Origin of the sequence: Pusillimonas sp. NJUB218, from assembly GCF_003788685.1 — a bacterium.
In the GTDB taxonomy this organism is placed as follows: domain Bacteria; phylum Pseudomonadota; class Gammaproteobacteria; order Burkholderiales; family Burkholderiaceae_B; genus Neopusillimonas.
In genome coordinates this window covers 83,345-105,369 of sequence record NZ_NQMK01000011.1, presented here as the reverse complement: position 1 = coordinate 105,369, position 22,025 = coordinate 83,345, and the positions used below count along the sequence as shown (strand labels likewise).

At 59.6% G+C, this 22,025-nt stretch carries 6 protein-coding genes and 1 pseudogene; 6 read left to right on the top strand and 1 reads right to left on the bottom strand.

Annotated elements, in window-relative coordinates; genetic code table 11:
- Positions 1-7 precede the first annotated feature (7 nt).
- The 6 genes and pseudogenes from CHR62_RS14255 to CHR62_RS14235 form a co-directional block, all read left to right on the top strand.
- A pseudogene (locus CHR62_RS14255) lies at positions 8-10,426 on the top strand (beta strand repeat-containing protein); the annotation flags it as partial.
- Between the two features lie 195 nt (positions 10,427-10,621).
- Positions 10,622-15,760 carry a Calx-beta domain-containing protein gene (locus CHR62_RS16015; protein WP_370318067.1) on the top strand — a complete coding sequence of 1,713 codons (5,139 nt, stop codon included), beginning with the start codon at positions 10,622-10,624 and terminating at the stop codon, positions 15,758-15,760.
- Positions 15,760-17,427 carry an ATP-binding cassette domain-containing protein gene (locus CHR62_RS14250; protein ID WP_123661354.1) on the top strand — a complete coding sequence of 556 codons (1,668 nt, stop codon included), beginning with the start codon at positions 15,760-15,762 and terminating at the stop codon, positions 17,425-17,427. The genes CHR62_RS16015 and CHR62_RS14250 overlap by 1 nt, the downstream gene beginning before the upstream one ends.
- Positions 17,424-18,917, top strand: coding sequence for an HlyD family type I secretion periplasmic adaptor subunit (locus CHR62_RS14245; protein ID WP_123661353.1), 1,494 nt, complete (start codon positions 17,424-17,426; stop codon positions 18,915-18,917). The genes CHR62_RS14250 and CHR62_RS14245 overlap by 4 nt, the downstream gene beginning before the upstream one ends.
- Before the next feature lie 79 nt (positions 18,918-18,996).
- Positions 18,997-20,604 carry a peptide chain release factor 3 gene (locus CHR62_RS14240; protein ID WP_093971079.1) on the top strand — a complete coding sequence of 536 codons (1,608 nt, stop codon included), beginning with the start codon at positions 18,997-18,999 and terminating at the stop codon, positions 20,602-20,604.
- A 100-nt stretch (positions 20,605-20,704) separates the two neighbouring features.
- Entirely contained in the window at positions 20,705-21,376 is a 672-nt protein-coding gene (locus tag CHR62_RS14235) for a hypothetical protein (RefSeq protein WP_123661352.1), read from the top strand.
- 48 nt (positions 21,377-21,424) lie between these two features.
- On the opposite strand, the gene bfr is transcribed toward CHR62_RS14235, so the two are convergent.
- Positions 21,425-21,904 carry a bacterioferritin gene (gene bfr / locus CHR62_RS14230; protein ID WP_093971081.1) on the bottom strand — a complete coding sequence of 160 codons (480 nt, stop codon included), beginning with the start codon at positions 21,902-21,904 and terminating at the stop codon, positions 21,425-21,427.
- Between the last annotated feature and the right edge of the window lie 121 nt (positions 21,905-22,025).

The following is a 22,025-nucleotide window of genomic DNA, read 5'->3' as shown; positions in this document are numbered from 1 at the left end:
TTGAATCATGGCTGAACTTACTACTTCCCAAGCCGACGCCGTTGTACGCGCGGCCGAACTGCTTAACAGTTTTTTAAACGGCACACCACCAGACGGCATTAGCAGTCAGGCCGACGCGCTCAATGCAGCGCAGGCCATTTTGACCGCTGCCGGCCTGCCGGCCGACCAGGCGCAGCAAACCCTGCAGCAGTTCAATAGTTTGATCAGCCAAAACGCATTTAACCCGGCGGCGGCGCTCAATGCGGCACAGTCATTGGCCGCCGGCGGTGTATTCGGCAATCTGCCAGGCAACACCAGCCAACCGGGCCTCGGGCAAACCAACCAGTTCAACGCCGACACCACAGTGGCGGCCTCTGGAACGGGTGACAGCACCTCGGGAAACACCGGGCCAACCTCAAACGTCAGCGACATTTTCAGTGGGCCGATCAGCCCCATTACGACCGTGGGTACCGGCTCGAATGCATCGAGCCCTGGCTTTGCCAACCCGTTTAACAGCACCGTCCGCCCCGAAATTACGGGGCTGACGCTCAATAACCGCCCGTCGTTTACCCACCAGGCACCGGCGCCCGAGCGCACTGCCCTTACCGGAGACAGCACCGGCGCGGGCTCTCTGCCCCCAGGCACGCCTGTCGAGCTGGCCTCACTGACCGCCGACGGCGCTTCTGGGCTGCTGCCGGGCAACACATCGGGCATTGGCAACGGCCTGGGCAACCTGGGCACCGGCGGCGTAGGCGGCGGCAATATTGGCGTTTTCAATAACTTCATCAACAACGCCAACCTTATTCCAGCATTCACACCAACCCCGCCAGCGCCTCCAGCCAACAATACACCGCCCACGGCCACCGTCAATATCAGCGCCGTACAAAGCAGTGTCCTCGAAGGGCCTACCGGCGCTACCACCACGCTGTTGTTCACCGTCAGCCGATCCGTTGCCGTGCGCGACGGGCAGGTTAGTTGGGCCGTGAGCGGCGTGTCGGCCGACTACTTTGGCGGCAGCCTGCCTGGCGGGGTCGTACAGTTTTCTGCCGGGCAGTTAATAGCCACGGTGCAAGTGACGCTTAACGGTAACTACCAAATCAACGGCGACCAGACGCTGGGGGTCACTCTCAGCAACCCATCCACCAATCACGTCCTGGGCACGGCGCAAGCCCAAACGCGCATTATCGACGACGACGGTACCGTCAGCATCAGCCCGTCTGCATCCGCCGTACTCGAAGGCGATGCGGGGCAAACTCGCGATGTCACCTTTACCATCACGCGCAGCACCCCGCATGGCACGGGCAGCGTCAACTGGGCCGCCAGCGGCCTCGATGCTGCCGATTTCGGCGGCACCGTGCCCTCGGGCACCGTCACGTTTGCCAATGGCGAACAAAGTAAAACCATCACCATCAGCATTGCCGGTGACCGCACCGTCGAACCCGACGAGACACTTACCGTTACGCTCAGCAACCCCAGCGCCAGCCTGACGCTGGGGCAGGCCAGCGCCAACACAATCATTACCAACGACGACGGCTGGGTCTCGGTACAAAGCCAGCAAGCGGCTGTACTTGAAGGCGATACCGGCAGTGTCAAGACGCTTAAATTTACGGTTACCCGCACCAACGACAGCGGCGAGAGCACCGTCGACTGGGCAGTGAGCGGTATTAATGCGGCCGACCTGGTCGATGGCAGCGCACTGAGTGGCACGCTGTCGTTCCCTGCCGGCACCGACACGCAAGACATTGTTTTGCAGTTGCGGGGCGACCGCGACATCGAGCCCGACGAAACCGCCACCGTGACGCTGACCAATGCGCAAGGCAATATGCGCATCGACACCGCCACCGCTAGCACCGTCATTACCAACGACGACTTCGGCGTTAGCCTAAGCGGCGTCACCACCGATGTCATCGAGGGCGCTACCGGTACGACCACCAACGTCACGTTTACCGTCACGCGCTCGGCCGAGATGATGGGCGAATCGGGCGTCGACTGGCGTTTTGTACGCGTAGGCACCCACGCCGCCGACGCCAGCGATTTTGCCAATGGCCAAAACGGCTTGTCGTTGTCCGACGGCATGCCCAGCGGCCGGGTATTTTTTAACGACGGCGAATACACAAAGACCATTACCGTTCAAGTACAAGGCGACAATATCGCCGAAAGCGACGAAACCTCTGGCATTGTGTTGTTCAATGCCACAAACAGCGCACAAATCATTAATGGCGAAGCCTACGGCACGATTCGCACCGACGAATCGGTCTACAGCATCCGGGCTGTCACCGCCTCTACTGCCGAAGGCAACGGCGCCGATGGCATTCAAGAGTTCATCATCAGCCGCACTGGCAATACCAGTGCAGCCAGCAGCATTGACTTTGTCATTGAAGGCCAGGGCGAATTGCCCGCCGACGCCGCCGACTTTGCCAGTGGCCAGTTGCTCAACGGCACCGTTAGCTTTGCGGCAGGCGAGTCCAGTAAAACCGTGCAAGTCCGCTTGAACGGAGACACCACCATCGAAGGCTCGGAAACCTGGTCGATGCGCCTGGTGCCCGGTAGCGCCAACGCGCAGGTCGATGTCGGCATTGCGGTCGTCGCTATCAATAACGACGACCAGGCTGTCAGCATCACCGCCACCAGCGCCGTCGTTCGCGAAGGCAACGGTACGGGGACACCGCTTGTTTTTACGCTCACCCGAACCGGCGAATTATCGATTCCGGCCACGGTTGAATGGCAGGTGGCCGGCCGTACCGGACGCCCGGTCGACGCCGCCGACTTCGGCGGCACGCTGCCGTCCGGCGTCGTGCAGTTTGCAGCCGGGCAAGCCACAGCCACCATCACGTTCAGCCCTACCCCAGACAGCACCTACGAATTCGATGAAGGGCTTCAGGTTGTTATTACGTCCAGCACGCCTGGCCTGACCATTACGCAAAACAGCGCCGACGGCGTGATACGCAACGACGACGTCTCGCTGACAGTCGATGCCGCAGCACTGACCGGCCCCGAAGGCGATGCCAACGCGCCAAAGTCGATCATCTTGCGCGTCGAACGCGCCGGCGACCTGGGCCACAACACGACGGTTGACTGGGCCTTGCTGTTCGAGGGCGGCAACCCGGCCAGTGCCGCCGACTTTGTCGATGGCACCGCCTTTAGCGGCTCGTTGTCGTTTGGCCCCGGCGAAACCAGTAAAGCCGTTACGCTGCAGCTGAGCCCAAACAGCCTACTCGAAGCCGACAAAGATTTCCGCGTTGTGCTTAGCAACGCGAACGCCGGCGCACAGATCGTGTCGGCCAGCACCAGCGGGAAGATCACCAACGACGATGTCGTTTTCAACCTTGTCGACACCCCCGACGTGTTGGAAACACACGGCGCTCGCACCGTCACTTACACCGTACAGCGCACAGGCGACCTTTCCGGAGAAGACCTTATCGGCTGGAGCCTGACGCCTGGCGCCACACAAGGGGTAGACGCCACCGATTTTGTAGGCGGCGTCCTGCCCTCGGGCACGTTAGTCTTTTATGGCGGCGAAGATACCGCTTACATCACCTTCACTATCGCCGGCGACTCAAACTTCGAGCCCGATGAAAACTTTGTCATTACCCTGGGCGCCCCCAACAACGGCGCAACCGTTTCAAATGGCTCCGTCACCGGGCAAATTCTGAACGACGACAGCGTGTTCTCGGTTGTGGCCAACGCAGGCACTGTCATCGAGGGCAACGGCACCGACACGCCCGTCAGCTTCACCATTACGCGGTCCGGTTACCTGGGCGGCGAAAGCGACGTCCATTGGCGTATTGTGGGTACCGGCGAAAACCCCGTAAACGGCGAAGACTTTGCCGGCGGCGCCTTGCCTGGCGGTGTTGTAACCTTTGCCGAGAACGAAGACAGCCAGACTGTTACCGTCAATGTCCGCGCCGATACCTTCATGGAAAGCGACGAGACCTTGCGTCTCGAACTGTACGACCCATCGACAGGTTCGACCATTGGCACAGGCACGGCCGACGTCGTTGTGCAAAACGACGATACCGGTTTGCGCATTGCGCTGACCAGCAGCAATTTGGCCGAAGGCGACAGTGGCGAGGTCGTTCACCAATTTACGGTGACCCGAAGCGGCGTACTTACCGGCACCACCACTGTCGACTGGACGCTGTATGCGCAAAGCCTGGGCCTGGATGCCGATGACTTCGTTGCGGGCCAGAACGGCCTGAATAATGCCAGCGGCTTGCCCTCGGGCACGATCACCTTCGCACCCGACGAGACCAGCAAAGTCATCGAAGTGCGCACAAAGGGCGATACCAGCATCGAAAACACCGAGGCGTTCTACATTGCATTAGGCAACGCCAGCAATAGTGCCGACATTCAGGTGGGTACGGTCAACGGCAGCATTGTGGCCGATGACATTGGCTTTGCGGTTACCGCCGAACAGACCAGCGTGACCGAAGGCGATGCAAACACCACGCAAGTGTTGCGCTTTACCATAACCCGCAGCGGCGACACCAACAGCGCCGCGACCATTCGCTGGGCAGCCACAGGCTTGCAGCCCGACGACTTTATCGACGGCACCCCTTTGACCAGCGACCTGGTGTTTAGCAGCGGCGAAACCACCAAAACGCTTGAGTTCACGCTAAAAGGCGACGTCACGGTCGAAGACACCGAAACCCTGACCGTTACCCTGACCAACCCCGACAGCAACCCGGCAAAGGCACAGACCCACATCACCCAGGCCACGGCAACCACCACGGTCACCAACGACGACACCGGGTTGTCATTAGGCACGACGCCGGTCAGTCAGAATGAGGGGCACACCGGCACCACCAGCTACACCTTCACCATTACCCGAACCGGCGAATTGACCGCCGGCAGCATCGACTGGCAGGTTAGCTTGCCCGGCAGCGGTGCTGCTGCCTCGTTGGCAGACTTCGCCACCGGTCAAGACGCGCTGGGCAACAACAACGGCCTGCCTTCGGGCTCGGTTACGTTTGCCGAAAACCAAACCACTGCCGTCATCACAGTGCAAGTCGCCGGAGACGGCTCCATCGAGCTGGACGAAGTATTTACCGTCAATCTGATCAACGCGCCGGCCAACACCCAACTGGTGCACGGCTCAGTCAACGGCGTCATTTTGAATGATGACCTGGGCTTTTCGATTGCTGCGCTTGACGCTGTCAAGGCTGAAGGGCAGTCAGGGTTAACCGCGTTTACGTTTACGGTGACAAGGGCGGGTAATCTTGAATCAGCCGCCACGGTTGACTGGAGCATCCCGGTTGGCGAGGACTTGGCCGGCGACTTTGACGCAATATCGGGCACGGTAAGTTTTGGCGAAGATGTGGCCAGCCAGACCGTAACGGTTTACGTCAACGGCGACACGGTGGTTGAAGGCGACGAAACCTTTAACGTTGTGCTGTCGAACGGGCAGCTTGCGGGCGGCGGCACCATCACCATTATCGACAGTACCGCGCAAGGCACCATTAAAAACGATGATCAAAGCTTTGCCGTTTCGGCACCGACCACGCTGACTGAAGGTAATTCGGGCAGCCAAACCCTGACGTTTACCGTTACCCGCAGCGGCGATACCAGCGCCGCCGCAACCGTGGCTTACCAGGTCACCGGCGGCGCCGGCCTTGACATGGACGACGTGATAAACGGCCTGCCCGCAAGCACGCTATCGTTCGCTGCGGGTCAGACCGAACAAACCGTGACGGTCACCGTCAAGGGCGACACGGCTGTCGAAGGCAACGAAACCATCACGCTGACGCTAAGCAACCCCAGCGCCGGCATCATCGCCGAGGGTGCGGGTAGTGCCACCACCACCATTACCAACGACGACACCAACTACGCCATTTCAGCCCCCGTAGCCGCATTCGAAGGTACGACCGGAGCGTATACCGAATTTACCTTTACCGTTACGCGCAGCGGGGTCACAACCGCACCCAGCACGGTGAATTGGGCCGTAGATACCAGTGTGGCCAGCAGCCTATCGAACGGCGATTTTTACGGCACCCAGCCAGGCGGCGTTACGCTGGTGGGCGGCATCCCCCAGGGTACAGTCAGCTTCGGTGCCGGCGAAGGCAGCAAAACCATTGTCGTTCGCGTTAATGGCGACACCACTATCGAAAGCGCCGAAAACCTGCGCATTAACCTGTCCAACCCCAGCATCGGTACCATCGAAGCCGGCCAGGGCAGTGCCACCACGCAAGTACTGAACGACGACGCCGTCTTCAGCATTGCCGCCGACGTCGCCACCACCGCCGAAGGCAACACCGGCGACAAAGAAGTCACATTTACCGTTACCCGCAGCGGCTACACCGGCGACGCACGCTCTCTGAACTGGACCTTTACCGGCAGCGGCGGCATCGACGCCTCTGACCTGAACGACTGGCAAGCCACGACCGGCACCGTCAACTTTGCGGCAGGCGACTCGACCGCCCAAATTACCATTTGGCTCAAGGGCGACTCGACCGTCGAGACCGACGGCAACATCACGGTCACGCTGTCAAACCCACCGGCCAACAGCACCATAAGCACGGCCAGCGCCAGCACCACCATTACCAACGACGACGCCACGTTCAGTATTGCGGCGCAATCGGCCAGCAAAGCCGAAGGCGACACGCCCAACGGTTACACCGAATACACCTTCACGGTAAACCGGGCCGACTTTACAGCGCAAACCAACACCGTGCAGTGGCGTGTTGACCCCACGGTCGCCTCCTCGGTCTCTGCAGACGACTTTTACGCTACACAACCCGGTGGCGTCAGCTTCAATGGCACCGACCTGCCCTCGGGCACGCTAACGTTCACCAACGGCCAAACTAGCCAAACCATTACGCTACGCATCAAAAACGACAGTACGCTTGAAAGCAACGAGAACCTCAAGGTTGTTCTCGAGAACCCGTCGAGCGGCGCCGAATTGGGTACGGCCAGCGCGACGGGCGTCGTGCAGAACGATGATGTTGAGTACAACATTACCGCGGGCACCTCGTCGCAAGTCGAGGGCGACGCTGGTACTAGCGGCCCATCATTTACCTATACCGTTACGCGCACCGGCAACACCAGCCGCAGCTCTACCGTTGACTGGTACGTACCCAGCGGCGCCGTTGATGGCTATGATTTTTACGATGGATCGGGACGGTTACTGCCCAGCGGCACACTGAGTTTTGCAGCTAATGAAACGTCCAAAACCATTACCGTCAAGGCCTATGGCGACACTGGCCTGGATTTGGCAGATGGCATTTACCGCGGCAGCATAGAGTCCGACGAAGCGTTTCAGGTCGTCTTGCGCAACCCCAGCGCCGGCAGTTCGATAGGCGCCAACGGCAGTTACAGCAGCACCATCGTCAATGACGACACGATGGTAACCGTCGCCTGGCAAAGCAACGCCTCGCAAGCCGAAAAAATCGCGGGCGAGAGCACGACCTACACGCTGGTTTTAACCCGTACCGGCGACTTGAATAAAGTATCGACAGTCAACTGGGCCGTAGGTGGAACCGGTTATGTATACACGGCAGACAGTACCGACTTTGGCGGCACATTCCCTTCCGGCATTGCCACTTTTGCCAGTGGCAGTTCAACCGCTACCGTGACCTTCACCGTTCCCGGCGACAACACCATCGAGAACAATGAGTCATTCCGCGTCACTTTCTCGAACCCCAGCAACATAGACGAACTGCGCACGTCCTCTATCGACCGCAGCACGTCCTCGGTTACCCTTGACGGCAGCATCCTGCGCGACGAAGCCGAGTTCTACATCAGCACAGGCGGCGCTACGCGAAACGAAGGCGACACTATAACGGACCAGCCAGACACCGGTATCGCCGACGGCTATATCGCCCACACCTTTACTGTTGTTCGTACAATTTCTTCAGCAGGTAACGCGTGGGTCGACTGGCAAATCTCCCCGGGCGGGAGTGGCTTCACTGCAGTTAACGCAGATGACTTTTTCGGTACCCAACCCAACGGCGTTATGCTGAATGGCAATGGTATTCCGTACGGCAGGCTGCAGTTCGCCGATGGCGAAAACAGCAAAACAATCACGGTTTACACCAAAGTCGACGATATCGGCGAAGACGATGAGTCATTCGCCCTGCAATTAACGCAGGCCAGCCCAGGCAGCAGCATCCAGGTGGGCTCAGGCACAGGGTACACCGGCCATTACGTCGTTCTGAACAACGACGACACCCGCTTCGACGTCACAACAGGCACGGTCACCGAAGGCGATAACCTGACCTTTACGATTACCCGTGATGGCGACCAGCGAGGTACCGACACGGTCAGATGGACGATTACGCTGCCCGGCACAGAAGATAACAACGGCGGAAATACCGACCCGAGCTCGTGGTACAAGCTCGACCGCTCCGACTTAGATGCAGACACGCCACTTAGCGCAAGCAACGGCGGCTACACCTGGGATCCGGACTCACGCACATTCAGCGGCCTGTTCACGTTTGTTGATGGCGAAACCAGTCATACCGTTACCCTGCACACCCTGAACGACGCCTGGACGGAAGCCTGGCGGGAGGCGGTCACCCTAACGCTGAGCGACGCCAACAACATCAACGACGACGAAACTAATCACGATGGTGAAACCGCGGCCGTCAGCACTGTTGCGGGTTCAGCGACCGGCACGGTTTACGATAATGAGCCTGAACCTTTAGTTTCGGTGACCAGCGACACGACCGAACTGTATGAAGGCACTGAAAGCACAAAAACCATCACCTTCACCCTAACACGCGCCGAAGTTGACGGCCGTGACGGAGCGCTGGACTACCCCACCACGGTGGTGTGGAAGCTGACCGGCGACAATATCAACTGGTCAGGTGGGTATGGCGGGGCAGAGGTGCAGTCGTACGGCGGCGATGCGATCAATGTCACTGAGCGCTATTACAACACTACCTACGGCGAAGTACGCTTCGAAGCCGGCCAAACTACCAAAACGGTGACGGTCACTTTGGCAGGTGACACCATTATCGAAACCCAAAACAACACCCTGAACTTTAGCGTGTTGCCTGCCTCTCAGGCTTATACCGAGTTCTTGGGGTCAGACGGCTACGGCCCAGGCAATGCCGACCCGAGCAACAACAGCGTATCGGTCACCTACAAAAACGACGACGTGCGCCTTTGGGTGGGATCATTTAACAATTCGCTGCCCACCATTGATGCCTACGAAGGCAAACCCATTAACTTCACCATGGTACGCGCTGGCCGACTTGATCACGACCTGGTCATCAACTACACCCTGACCAACATCACAACACAAAACGCCGACTTTACCGCCGGCAAAATGACCGGCAGCTTCACGCTCGCGGGCGGCTCTAGCTGGTACAACGTATCACTTAGCGACATTCTGGCGCGAGACGGCATTGACGCTTCGGCCATTGAAAACTTCAATATCATTTTGACTGCACCGGGTGATGTCGATGGCTCTTCCGTGCGCTTCGGTATCGACAGCACGTTGGCCAGCACCAATACCAGTGTTACGTTCACCGGGCGTATATTAGAGTCGAGTACCAGCTATGCGCTTAGCCCGGTTGCCGCCAGCCAAAACGAAAGCGATACCGGTCAAACACAAACCTACACGGTTAATATCACCCGCAGCGGCTATACGGGTACAGGTTGGGTCAAGTGGCAGGTCGAGGGCATAGGAGTCAACCCAGCCGAGGCAGCCGACTTCGGCGGCAGCTTGCCGTCAGGCACCGTCTATTTCAGTAATGGCGTCATGAGCGGCAGCCTGAACTTCACCGTGCGTGGCGATGGCGTTGTTGAGCCTAACGAAACTTTCAGGGTAGTACTTGTACAAGAACACTTGGACGGCCCAAACGAAACGCGCGATATCAGCGTCAACAGCGCCACACTTACCGCCGTTAACGACGACACCGGCATCAGCATTGCCGACGCGACCATCACGGAAACCGACGGCAACCAAACAATGAACTTCACGGTGACCCGGTCGGGCGTGACCACCGGTACATCGACCATGAACTGGACGTTGCTCAACGGTACCACCGACGTGAACGACTTCGTTGGCGCAACGAGCGGCACGCTGTCATTCGGTGCCAACGAGACGACAAAAACCATTTCAATCACCATTGCCGGCGACGTAACACCCGAGCAACTGGAAACGTTCCACATCGAACTGAGTGAATTCAGCTCGGATATCACCGAACGCATTGATACATCAGCCACGGGTACGATCAGCAACGACGACAGCAGTTTTTCGATTGCCGCCGACAACAGCAGCACCACCGAAAGCGGGTCGCGTACGTTTACGATTACCCGCACCCACGACACCGTACAGTCGCAAACCATCAACTGGTCGCTGGTATTCGACGGGACGGCCAACGCCAGCGATTTCACCGGGCAAACCACATCGGGCAGCGTCACCTTTGCGCCGGGCGAACTGACCAAAACCATTACCGTTACGCCCAACAACGACAACACCGCCGAAGCCGACGAAACATATTCTGTCAAGATCACACTGGGTACTGGTACGACCGGCGACATCATAACCACCGACACGGCCACGGGCGTGATTGTCAACGACGATGCGGCCTTTGCCATCAGTGCGGGCCAGAGCGACAAGGCCGAAGGCAGCGCGAACCCGACGGCGTTTACGTTTACCGTTACGCGTACCGGCGATACCAGCGGCAGCGGCAGTGTGAACTGGAAGCTGAGCTCGGCGTTGAGCGCCGTTAATGCGACCGACTTCAATAGCGTCGATGGGCAGACGCCGCTGGACGCTTTATCTAACAACAACGGCCTGCCCAGCGGTACGGTCAGTTTCGCCGCCAACGAAACCAGCAAAACCATCACCATTTACGTCAACGGCGACAGCACCCAAGAAGCCGATGAGCCCTTCAGCATTACGCTGGAAAGCCCCTCTGGCGGACAAATTCTGGCCGGTTCAGGCACGGCCAGCAGCACCATTGTCAACGACGATTCGACCATCAGTATTACCGCCGCCTCGGCCGACAAGGCCGAGGGCAACAGCGGCACAACACCCTTTACCTTTACGGTGACACGTAGCGGCGACCTGACCAGCGCCCAAACCGTCAACTGGGCCATTACCGGGTCGGGGCTACACGCCGCCGACGCCGATGACTTCGGCGGTTCGTTCCCCTCTGGCACGCTTACCTTGCCGGCCGGGCAAGCCAGCGTGACCCTTACTGTTGATGTAAGCGGCGATCTGCTGGGCGAGGCCGACGAGGGCTTTACCGTTACCCTTAGCAACCCCGCCAGCGGCGTGACGATCGACCAGGCCACCGCCAGCGGCACCATTCGGGCCGACGACGTTGTCTTTAACGTGGCTGCCCCGACACAGCCGGCGCTAGACGAAGGCGGTACCGGGACGACCGAATTTGTCTTTATCGTGACACGTACCGGCAATTTAAACGGCAACCAAATCCTTAACTGGTCGGTCGCAGGTGTGGGTGACCACCCGGCCAATGCAGACGACTTTGCCGCTACAACCGGCATAGTCACCTTCACTCCCGGCCAACAAACCGCCGAAGTCCGGGTACAGGTCAAGGGCGATTACCAGGCCGAGAGCAACGAAGGCTTCCGCCTGACGCTGACCGGCCCAGACAGCGTCGTGTTTGAAACCGCCACGGCCGACGCCACCATCGTGAACGACGACGTGGCGCTGGCCATCGTCGCGACCGACGCCCGGCACATTGAAAGCCATGACGGCATCGAAACCGTTTACACCTTTACCGTGACGCGCACCGGCAACCTGGCGCTGAACAGCACTGTCGACTGGGCATTTAACCCAGGCGCACTGACAAACGACGACCTTAAGGCCGGCCAGACACTTGCGGGCCAGCTGTCGTTTACCGACGGGGCCAGCAGCCAAACCATCACCATTACCGTACTGGGCGATCGCGACGTCGAGCCCGACGAAAGCTTCAGCATCAACCTGAGCAACGCTTCGACGGGCTCACAGATTGTGACGGGCTCGGCAACAGGCACGGTCGTTAGCGACGATGTTGAATGGACATTGACACCGGCCTCGACACCGGTCGAAGGCGACAACGGCGCCACTGCTTATACCTTCACGATCACCCGCACGGGGGGCCAAGGGCCCACCAGCCTGACCTGGACGGTGTCCCCGCAAGGGGATCACCCGGCCGATGCCGACGACTTCGCGGGCGAGGCCTTCCCGTCAGGAGTGGTCAGCTTCGCCCAGGGCCAAATGACCCAAACCATTACCGTCTGGGTCTCGGGCGACAGCGTACTGGAAGCCGACCAGGGCTTTGCCGTGAACATCTCGGTACCCGACGACGCCAACGATGGCTTGCACCACACATTTGCCAACACCAGTGTTGATGCGATCATTGCCAATGACGACGACATTTTGGCCATTACGGCTACGGCCCCCGACGGGGCCGAAGGCTCGGGTACGGCAGGCGAACTGACCTTCACCGTCACGCGTACCGGCAGCCTGGCCGGCACGTCTACTGTTGACTGGCGTATTGTGCACGGCACGACCGATGCCGACGACTTTGTTGCCAATACCGGCACGGTTACGTTTGCCGATGGGGAAAGCACCAAAGTCATTACGATACGGCCCGCCGGTGATCGCACCGTCGAACTGGACGAAGACTTCACGGTCGAACTGTACAACCCGGGTGCTGGCAGTACCCTCAACCCCGACGCCACCACGGCCACAGGCACGATTCGTAACGATGATGTCGACCTGACCGTTACCGCTGTTGTGGGCAATATCGTTGAGGGTGACAACGCCGGCGCCGGCCGCCTGCATTACACCGTCACGCGTACCGGCGACCTGTCGGGCGAAACCACGGTCGACTGGGCGGTTATCGCCGGCACGGCCACCGCCACCGACTTTGCCGGCAATGTACTGCCGTCGGGTCAACTGACTTTCGCCGCCAACGAAACCGTCAAAGACATCTACATCGACCTTAACGGTGACGGCAGCTACGAAGGCAACGAAAACTTCACTCTGCAGTTATCGAACGCAACCGCCAATGCCGATGTCGTCAACAACAATGCCACCGGCACCATCACCGACGACGATGACCTGCTGAAACTGGTGGCCGTGGTTGCCGACCAACCCGAAGGCGACGTGGGCACGACCCAATTTACATTCCGTATTGATCGTGTGGGCAGCGCCACCGGCGAAGCCAGCGTTCAGTGGAACGCCGCCGGTAGCAGCAGTCATGCCTTGTCTGCCGACGAGCTGGTCAATGCCACGGGCACCGTCACATTCGCCGATGGCGAGACTTTCAAAGAAATTACCGTCGAAGTCCGCGGCGACGTTCTGGGCGAATATGACGAAGGCTTCCAGGTCTGGCTGACCAACCCCAGCTTTGGCTCAACCATCGACACCAGCGTCAATGGCGGGCGTGTGGATGCTGTTGTACGTAACGACGACCCCGTCCTGTTCATTCGTGCCGACCACCCCAGCGGCATCGCCGAAGGCAGCGCCGGTATCAACGAAGACGGCACGCCCTACACCTTTACAGTCACCCGAAGCGGAAACACCGGCGTGACGTCCAGCGTGCGCTGGGAGGTCATCCCCTCGGGCAGCGTTGTCGCCAATGCCGAAGACTTCGGGGGGTTCTACCCATCAGGGGTCGTGGCCTTCGGGGTAGGCGAAACATCGAAGACCATCACGATTTACGTCACTCAGGACGGTGACGGCGAACGCGATGAAACCTTCTCGGTGCAACTGTCCGACGCCCAAGGCGCCACCATTCTTGAAGGCCAGGCCGAAACCGTCATTCAAAACGACGACACCGGCCTGGTGATTACGCCGCTGGGCAACGTTGACAAACACGAAGGCAATGACGGCCAGACCACCGAATACACCTTCCGGGTAGAGCGTGTGGGCGATGCCAGTAGCGCCGCTTCGGTGCAATGGCGCGTTGAAGGCACGGGCACCTACCCCGCTAATGCCGGCGACTTCGTGGGCGGCGCCTACCCCGGCAGCACGCTCACGTTTGCTGCGGGCGAAACCTACAAAGACATCGTGGTTCAGGTCGCCGGTGACAGCACGCTGGGCGCTGATCAGACCTTTGATGTGGTGCTGTACAACCCGGTCGACATCACCATCATTACCCCCAACGCCAGCGGCACCATACTGAATGACGACAGTCAGTTCTCGGTGGTTGCGGTTGACAGCGCACTAGACGAAGGCAGCAACGGCGTCACAACCGTATTCCGCTTCACTATTACGCGCAGCGGGGCTACCGACCTGCCCGCCGACATCAGTTGGTCGGTTGGCGGCACGGGGGCAGAACCGGCCAATGCAGCCGATTTCGTAGGTGGCGTATTGCCTGGCGGCACGCTGTCTTTTGCCGCCAACGAAACCAGCAAAACCATCGAGATCGAGGTTTACGGCGATGACATCGGCGAAGCCAACGAACAGTTCACGGTGACGTTAAACGCCACCGCACCCGGCACCATTGTGAACCCGCTGCAAGGTACCGCACGGGCCACCATTGTCGGCGACGATGTCGACCTGACCATTATTGCGCTGGACAGCGAGCGACCTGAAGGCCAGCCCGGCGACAACAATGCCTTAAGCTATCGCATCTTGCGCGCCGGCCCCGACAACCAGGCCATCACCATCAACTACGCTATTTCGGGCGCCGTAAACGCCGGCGATTTCGGTATCCCGCTAACCGGCACCATTACGCTGGCCGCAGGCGTGTCCGAAATGCTGTTCAGCCTGCCTATCAGGGGCGATACCGAACGCGAAGGCAACGAAGCCTTTGACATTACGTTCACGCACCCGGCCCTGGCGGGCGGCAGCAGCAGCATCGGCGGCGTTATTGGCGATGACGATCTGGGGCTGGCCCTGACCGGCCCGGCCAGTGTCACCGAAGGCGCGGCAGCCACCACCCAAGTGCTGACTTACACCCTTACGCGCAACCCGTCAGACCAATCTGAAACCTTCTACTGGAAGGCGCTTTCGGGCGCCAACCAAGGGGCTGACGGCGATGACCTGGCTGGCGGGACTTTGCCGTCCGGCGTGCTGACGTTCGCACCAAACGCCACCGAACTCACGTTCAGCATTACGGTGCAAGGCGACAACTGGGTCGAAGCCAACGAGTCGCTGAACATTGTTGTCACCCGTACGGCCGACGCCACCACCGCACTGGTATCGACCACCACAACCCTGGTTAATGACGATGTGGCCGGCAATGGCGATGATGTCTTGCGAGGCACGGCCAGTGACGACACCCTGCAAGGGCTGGGCGGCAACGATCAACTATTCGGCGGTAACGGGTCTGACACGTTGCTGGGCGGCGCGGGCAACGACGTGCTGACCGGCGGCATGGGGGCCGATGTGTTGACAGGCGGTGCAGGTGCTGACCGCTTCCACTACGAATCGCCCACCGAGGGTATGGACTCGATTCTCGACTTCGAGGCCGGGGTCGATGCCATCACCTTCAACCCAAGCAATTTCGGCGGGCTGACCTCGCTGTCGTCCATCTCTCAGGGTTACGACACCGACGTGCTCACCACGCTCAACCAACTGGCCGCCCAAGCCGATGCCGATGTTTATCGCATCAGTTTTGCACCCGGCCAGTTCCGGTTCGGCACCGGCGACAACGGTGAGCTCGACGAACTGGAAGCGGCGATTACCGGGGGCAATCACACCGGCGCGGCCTTCTTCCTGATTTCCGACGGTGATGTTACGCGACTGTATTACGACGCGGACACCGCTGCAGGCGTCGATGGCAGTCAAATGGTGGCCCTGGCCGAAATGGCCAACCAGCCGACGGCGCACACCCTTCCCGAAGACACTATTCAACCGCAAAGTACGTAATGCAGGAGTTTCTCAAGCGTCTTTCACGGCACCGGCAGTTACGCAACGAACTGCTGGTGTCGTCTCTATTGATCAACCTACTTGGGCTGGCCAGTTCGCTTTACAGTATTCAGGTACTGAATCGCTATCTGGCCCTGGGTGTCGACGCCACCCTGATCAGCCTGACCCTGGGCGCACTGATTGCCGTTGTTTTCGAGCTGGTATTGCGCGGGGCACGATTAAAAATCGCGCAATGGCTGTGCGCGCGGGCCGACCGCGACTTATCCGTCGAGATTTTCGACAGTGCCGCGCGCGGGCAGTATGGCTTGCTGGATCAGCTCCCCGCCGCAGCCCGGCGCGAAATCATCGCTGGGCAATCTACTCTGCAACAAGTGTATGGCGCGCCGAATCTGGTTACCCTGCTCGACGCACCTTTTGCATTGGTCTTTTTGTGCGTGCTGGCGCTGATCAGCCCGGTGCTGGCGGTACTGGCGCTGTTGCTGATGGCCGCCGTGGCCGTGGTTTCGCTCATGGCGCAGCAACGGCTTGGCGACCCCATGCAGGCCCAAAGCAAGGCCAGCATTCAACTGGCCGGCCATCAGCATGCGCTGACCACACACGGCGAAATGGTTCGGGTGTTTTCGGCCGCAACACCGCTGGCCCAAAAATGGGACACCTTGGTCGAAGAGTTGACAGCAGTACGGGCAGAAACCAACCGCTTGCAGAACATCATGCAAAACGCCGCCTACGCCGGCACTTTGCTAATGAGTATGCTGGTCATGGGGCTGGGCGCGAAGCTGGTCATGGCCGGACACCTTGACGTGGGCACCCTGATCGGAGCCAATATTCTGGCCAGCCGCGCGTTAGCCGCGCTGACCCGCGCCCTTGGGCTGGGCGAGCAGATTGGCCGCGGCGAACGGGCGCTCAGCCTGATCCGGCAACTGTGCAGCATTCCCAAAGAACGCGCTGACGGCATGCGGCTATCGACGTACAACGGCGCAATGGCCCTTGAAGATCTTGCCTTTGCCTACCCCCGACAACCTACCCCCATATTCGAACACTTCTGGCTGAATATACCGGCCGGCCATGTCACGGTATTCAGCGGCGCCAACGGGAGCGGCAAGACGACACTGGCCCGGTTGTTCGCTGGCCTGCTCGAGCCGTCGCGCGGCCGTCTTCTGGCCGACCGCATGGACCTGCGACAAGCAGCGCCCGACTGGTGGCGCCACCAAATTGCCTACTTGCCACAAGAACCCGCCTTCTTCGACGGCACACTGCGCGAGAATCTGGTGGTATTGGCGCCCGACGCCACCGATGACGACATTCTGGCTTTGTGCCGCGAACTGGCCATTGGCCGGTTTATCGAAGCCGGCTCGGAAGGGCTGGACATGCCTGTGCGAAACGCTGGCGCGACCATTCCGGTGGGTATACGACGCCGTCTGGCGCTGGTGCGTGCGCTGCTGGGTCAAGGGCAACTGGTCATTCTTGACGACCCTTCTGAAGGTGTAGACGCCGAGGGATGCAAAGCCCTGGCAGCCCTGCTGAACCGCCTGTCCCGCGAAGGCAGGACTCTGCTGATCATGAGTAACGAATCTTTCATTGTGTCGGCCGCACAAACCGTCGTTGACCTGGGCGCCAAGCCCACACCCAAAACGCTACGCAGCACGCTGGACGGAGCGGCGACATGACATCCAATCGCCCCGACACAACAAAACACGCCGATCTGAGCGCGGCGGCAGGCACCGACACAGTCGGTAGCAACGAAGACGCCCTTGAAACGCTCGCGCAACTGCAATCGGCCACACAGACCGGGCCCAAACCCCATCCTGTGCTTGAGCGCCTGTCGAAAAGCCGGCTAACGCAGTGGTTGGGACGCCTGTTGCTTCCCCGCAGCGACGACCCGGCTTTGCCAACCGACGAAATTGTGTCCAGTCGGATGACCATTCGATTCACGGGTCTGTTTCTGCTCGTTCTGCTGATCTGGTCTTTATTGTTCACGCTGGACATTGCCAGTCACTCGACTGGCGAGGTGATTAATGCCGGTCAAACCAAAACCGTACAGCACCTCGAGGGCGGTATTGTCCGGCGCATTCTGGTGCGCGAGGGCGAACGTGTGACGGCTAATCAGCCTCTGGCCGAAATCGAACGCGTCGCAAACGATGCCGAAATGCGAGAGCTGGAAGCCGCCATCGCCGGGCTGCAAATTCGCGCCTTGCGGCTAGAGGCACAACTGGCCGACGCCGACGACTTCGCGGTCCCCGACGACCTGACCACCCGCTTTCCGGAACAGGTCGAACTAGCGCGCGCCTTGTTCAAGGCGCAGAAGTCGCGGCTGGGCTCTTCTTCTGAAGAGCAAAAACAAAAAATAGAACAGCGCTTGGCCGAGCAGGCCGAATTGAAGAGCCGACAAGCCAGCACCGCCTCTCGACTCAAACTATTACGCGAACAGATCGGTATCAGCAACCGACTGATGCGGGAAGGGTTGGCCAACCGCTACGAACACCTTAACCTGCTAAAAGAGGAAGAGCAGGCGCGCGGAAGCCTGCTCGAAATCGAAGCGTCGCTGCGACGCGTTGAGGCCGCGCTTGGACAAGAACGTGCGGCGCTTGAAACACTGGGGTCGGGCGATACCGAGGGCTTACAGAAAGAGCTGGCCGATGTGCAGCGTCAACGCACAGAGCTGCAGGAGCGTCAGCGCAAGTTTACCGATAGCCAGGCGCGTTCGGTAGTGCGGGCCCCCATAGACGGTGTCGTCCTGACGCTGAATATTGTGACCCAGGGCGGCGTACTGCAACCCGGGGGCACCCTGATGACGCTGGTCCCCGCCGACGAGCCCGTACTCATCGAGGCGCGTCTGCCCGTGGGCGACGTGGGCATGGTGCACGAAGGCCAGCCCGCGCGCATCCAGTTGATGTCGTCTGTGGCCCGCGGCTACACCCCCATGCAAGGCGAGGTCGTCGACATCAGCCCAGACTCGGTCATGGACGAGCAGAAGACACCGTACTATCGGGTACGCATCAGGCCCGCAGCGCTAGCGTTCGAAAACCATGCACTACGCTACCCGCTGCTGCCCGGCGTACCCGTCAGCGTGGCCATACTCACTGGGGAACGCTCGCTGTTCTCTTATTTGGCCAGCCCCTTGCTAGAGGGCATAAGCCAGGCCTTTACTGAGCCCTGACAAACCCCGGCTACAATGGGGGCTTGCTTTGCCCATGCCGTCGCCTGGCGCGACGGCGCTCAACCGCACTCACTCATTCATGTCATCCCTTATTGCCAACGAAGTCGCCCGTCGGCGCACCTTTGCGATTATTTCCCACCCCGACGCGGGTAAAACCACGCTCACCGAGAAACTGCTGCTATTCGCAGGCGCGATTCAAATCGCCGGCAGCGTCAAGGCACGCAAAGCCAGCCGTCATGCCTCATCCGACTGGATGGAAATTGAAAAGCAGCGGGGTATTTCGGTCGCGTCGTCGGTCATGCAAATGGAATACCGCGATTGCGTGATCAACCTGCTCGACACCCCGGGGCACCAAGACTTCTCGGAAGACACCTACCGGGTGCTGACGGCCGTTGACGCGGCGCTAATGGTCATTGACGCCGCTAACGGCGTCGAACCCCAAACGATCCGCCTGCTGCAGGTTTGCCGCGCGCGCAACACCCCCATCATCACGTTCATCAACAAGCTCGATCGCGAAGTCCAAGAGCCATTGAATCTGCTGTCCGAAATCGAAGCGCACCTGGGTATGGATGCCGTGCCGTTCTCGTGGCCGGTGGGCATGGGTCGTTCGTTCGGGGGGGTGTTCGACATCCGCCGCGACCGCATGCGCGTGTTTCGCGCCGGGCAAGAGCGCCGCAACGACGACGATGACCTGATCGAAGGGCGCAATAACCCTGAAATCGCCCAACGTTTTGGTGATGCCTTTGCCAAAGCCAACGACGAAATCGAACTGATTGAGGCCGCGGCCCCCGAGTTCGACCATGCCGCCTTTTTGGCCGGCAAGCAGACCCCGGTCTTCTTCGGGTCAGCCATTAACAATTTCGGCGTACAAGAAGTGCTGGATGCCCTGGTCGACCTGGCGCCGCAACCTGGCCCGCGCCAAGCCGTACAGCGTCAAGTGCAACCCGATGAGCCCAAATTCAGCGGTGTCGTGTTCAAGGTACAAGCCAATATGGACCCGGCCCACCGCGACCGCGTGGCGTTTGTGCGCGTCAGCTCGGGGGAATTCAACCGGGGGATGCGGCTCAAGGTTTCGCGCACCGGCAAAGAAATTCGCCCCAACAACGTGGTGTCATTCTTGTCGCAACGACGCGAACTGGTGGAACAGGCCTATGCCGGCGACGTTATCGGTATCCCCAACCACGGCGTACTGCACCTGGGCGACGTCCTGACCGAAGGCGAAAACCTGCAGTTTACCGGGCTGCCCTTCTTTGCCCCCGAACTCTTTCAAGCCGTTGAAGTCAAAGATCCTTTACGTACCAAGCAATTGCGTACCGGCCTGACGCAACTGGGCGAAGAAGGCGCCATTCAGGTGTTCCGGCCCATTGCCGCCGGCGGCGCCTTGCTGTTGGGTGCAGTGGGCCAATTGCAGTTCGAGGTCGTGGCCCATCGGCTCAAAACCGAGTATGGCGTTGAAGCCCGGATGATGTCGTCGCGCTACAGTCTGGCGCGCTGGATAACCGCCAGCGATGCCAAAACGTTGCAGAAATTCATCGACAACAACGCGGGCAATATTGCCTACGACGTGGTCGAAGCGCCCGCATTTCTGGCATCATCGCAAGCGCAGCTGCGGGTGGTACAAGAGCTTTACCCCGACATTACCTTCCATACCATGCGCGAACATGGTGGCCAGGTGTTTACAAAGTAGTTCAAATTTTCAGCCTGTTTTTACGTTTGAATAGATGTGTTCACGTTCGGTTAGAAGCGAACGTTTTATACTTCGGATAACTCAGCTACCAAGGTTTAGGATGTCCTGGCGTTTCATTTTTGCCATTTTGGCCCTTTTTATGGCTGCCTCGGCCTGGGGCGGATTGCGCCTGGGCGAATGGCTGGTGGCCAACGGCCCCATGGCATCTGCGGCACCCGGTCGCCCTGAAATCGCCCCGGTTCCCGTACTCGACGCCGATGGCCGGCCGTTTTCGGCTCAACCCCCGCAGCCTCTGGTCAGCGGGCGTCTGGCCATCCCCGAGCCGTTCGAATCGGTCGCCTGGGAAGTCGTCAACGAGAACCCCACCAACCTGCTGGCGTCCAACGTTATTTCTATTGCCACAACGCGCATCACAATGGCCGAGGCCGAGCAAATTGCCGCCCTTGAAAGCGGGCGTCTGATGGGCATCGCCGATGTCGGCGACCTGATTTCTTCTATTGGCAAACAAGGCGGGCAATCGGGGACACCGCTACAGCCCGTCGAGATGCCCGACCAACCGCCCGCTCCTGCGCTCGACAATACCGGCAGCTTGCCTGCCCAGCAAGGAAGCCACCCCTCGGCCTGGCTGGCGCAGTTGCGATCCGACCTGCAGGCATGCAATGCGCAAAGCTTCTTCGACCGCCCCAGTTGCGCCTGGGCAGCCCGCAACAAGTACTGCACCCCCAATAATGCCTGGGGCAAAGTCGAAGATTGCCCAGCCAAAAACTTTTAACAAAAAAGCCGCCCGGTTAGGCGGCTTTTTTATTGGCATGACACGTAATTACGACGCGTCGTGACTCATTTGCGACTGCAGATAGTTTTGCAGGCCGACTTTGTCGATCAGTTCGATCTGGGTTTCAAGCCAGTCGATGTGCTCTTCGGTGTCGTCGAGAATGTCTTGAAACAGATCGCGCGAGACGTAATCGCGCACTGACTCGCAATACGCAATGGCTTCTTTAACGGTCTCTTGTGCGCCCGACTCAAGTTTGAGGTCGCAGGCCAGCAATTCGGGAACGTCTTCGCCAATAAGCAGTTTGTGCAGATCTTGCAGATTGGGCAGGCCGTCGAGCATGAAAATGCGTTCGATCAGGCGGTCGGCGTGCTTCATTTCGCCGATAGATTCATCGTATTCGTGCTTGCCCAGTTTATCGAAGCCCCAATGATTGAGCATACGGGCATGCAAAAAATACTGGTTGATGGCGGTCAGCTCGTTTTTGAGCTGCTTGTTTAGAAACTGGATTACGGTGGCGTCGCCTTTCATGTTTTTCTCCTGGAGGGGGCAGACCTAAAGGCTACCACGCCATGATGAGAATTTCATTAAAGACGCGAAGAAAACAACCACCGGGACGCATACCGCCCGGGGACTGTTACATTGAGCGCGG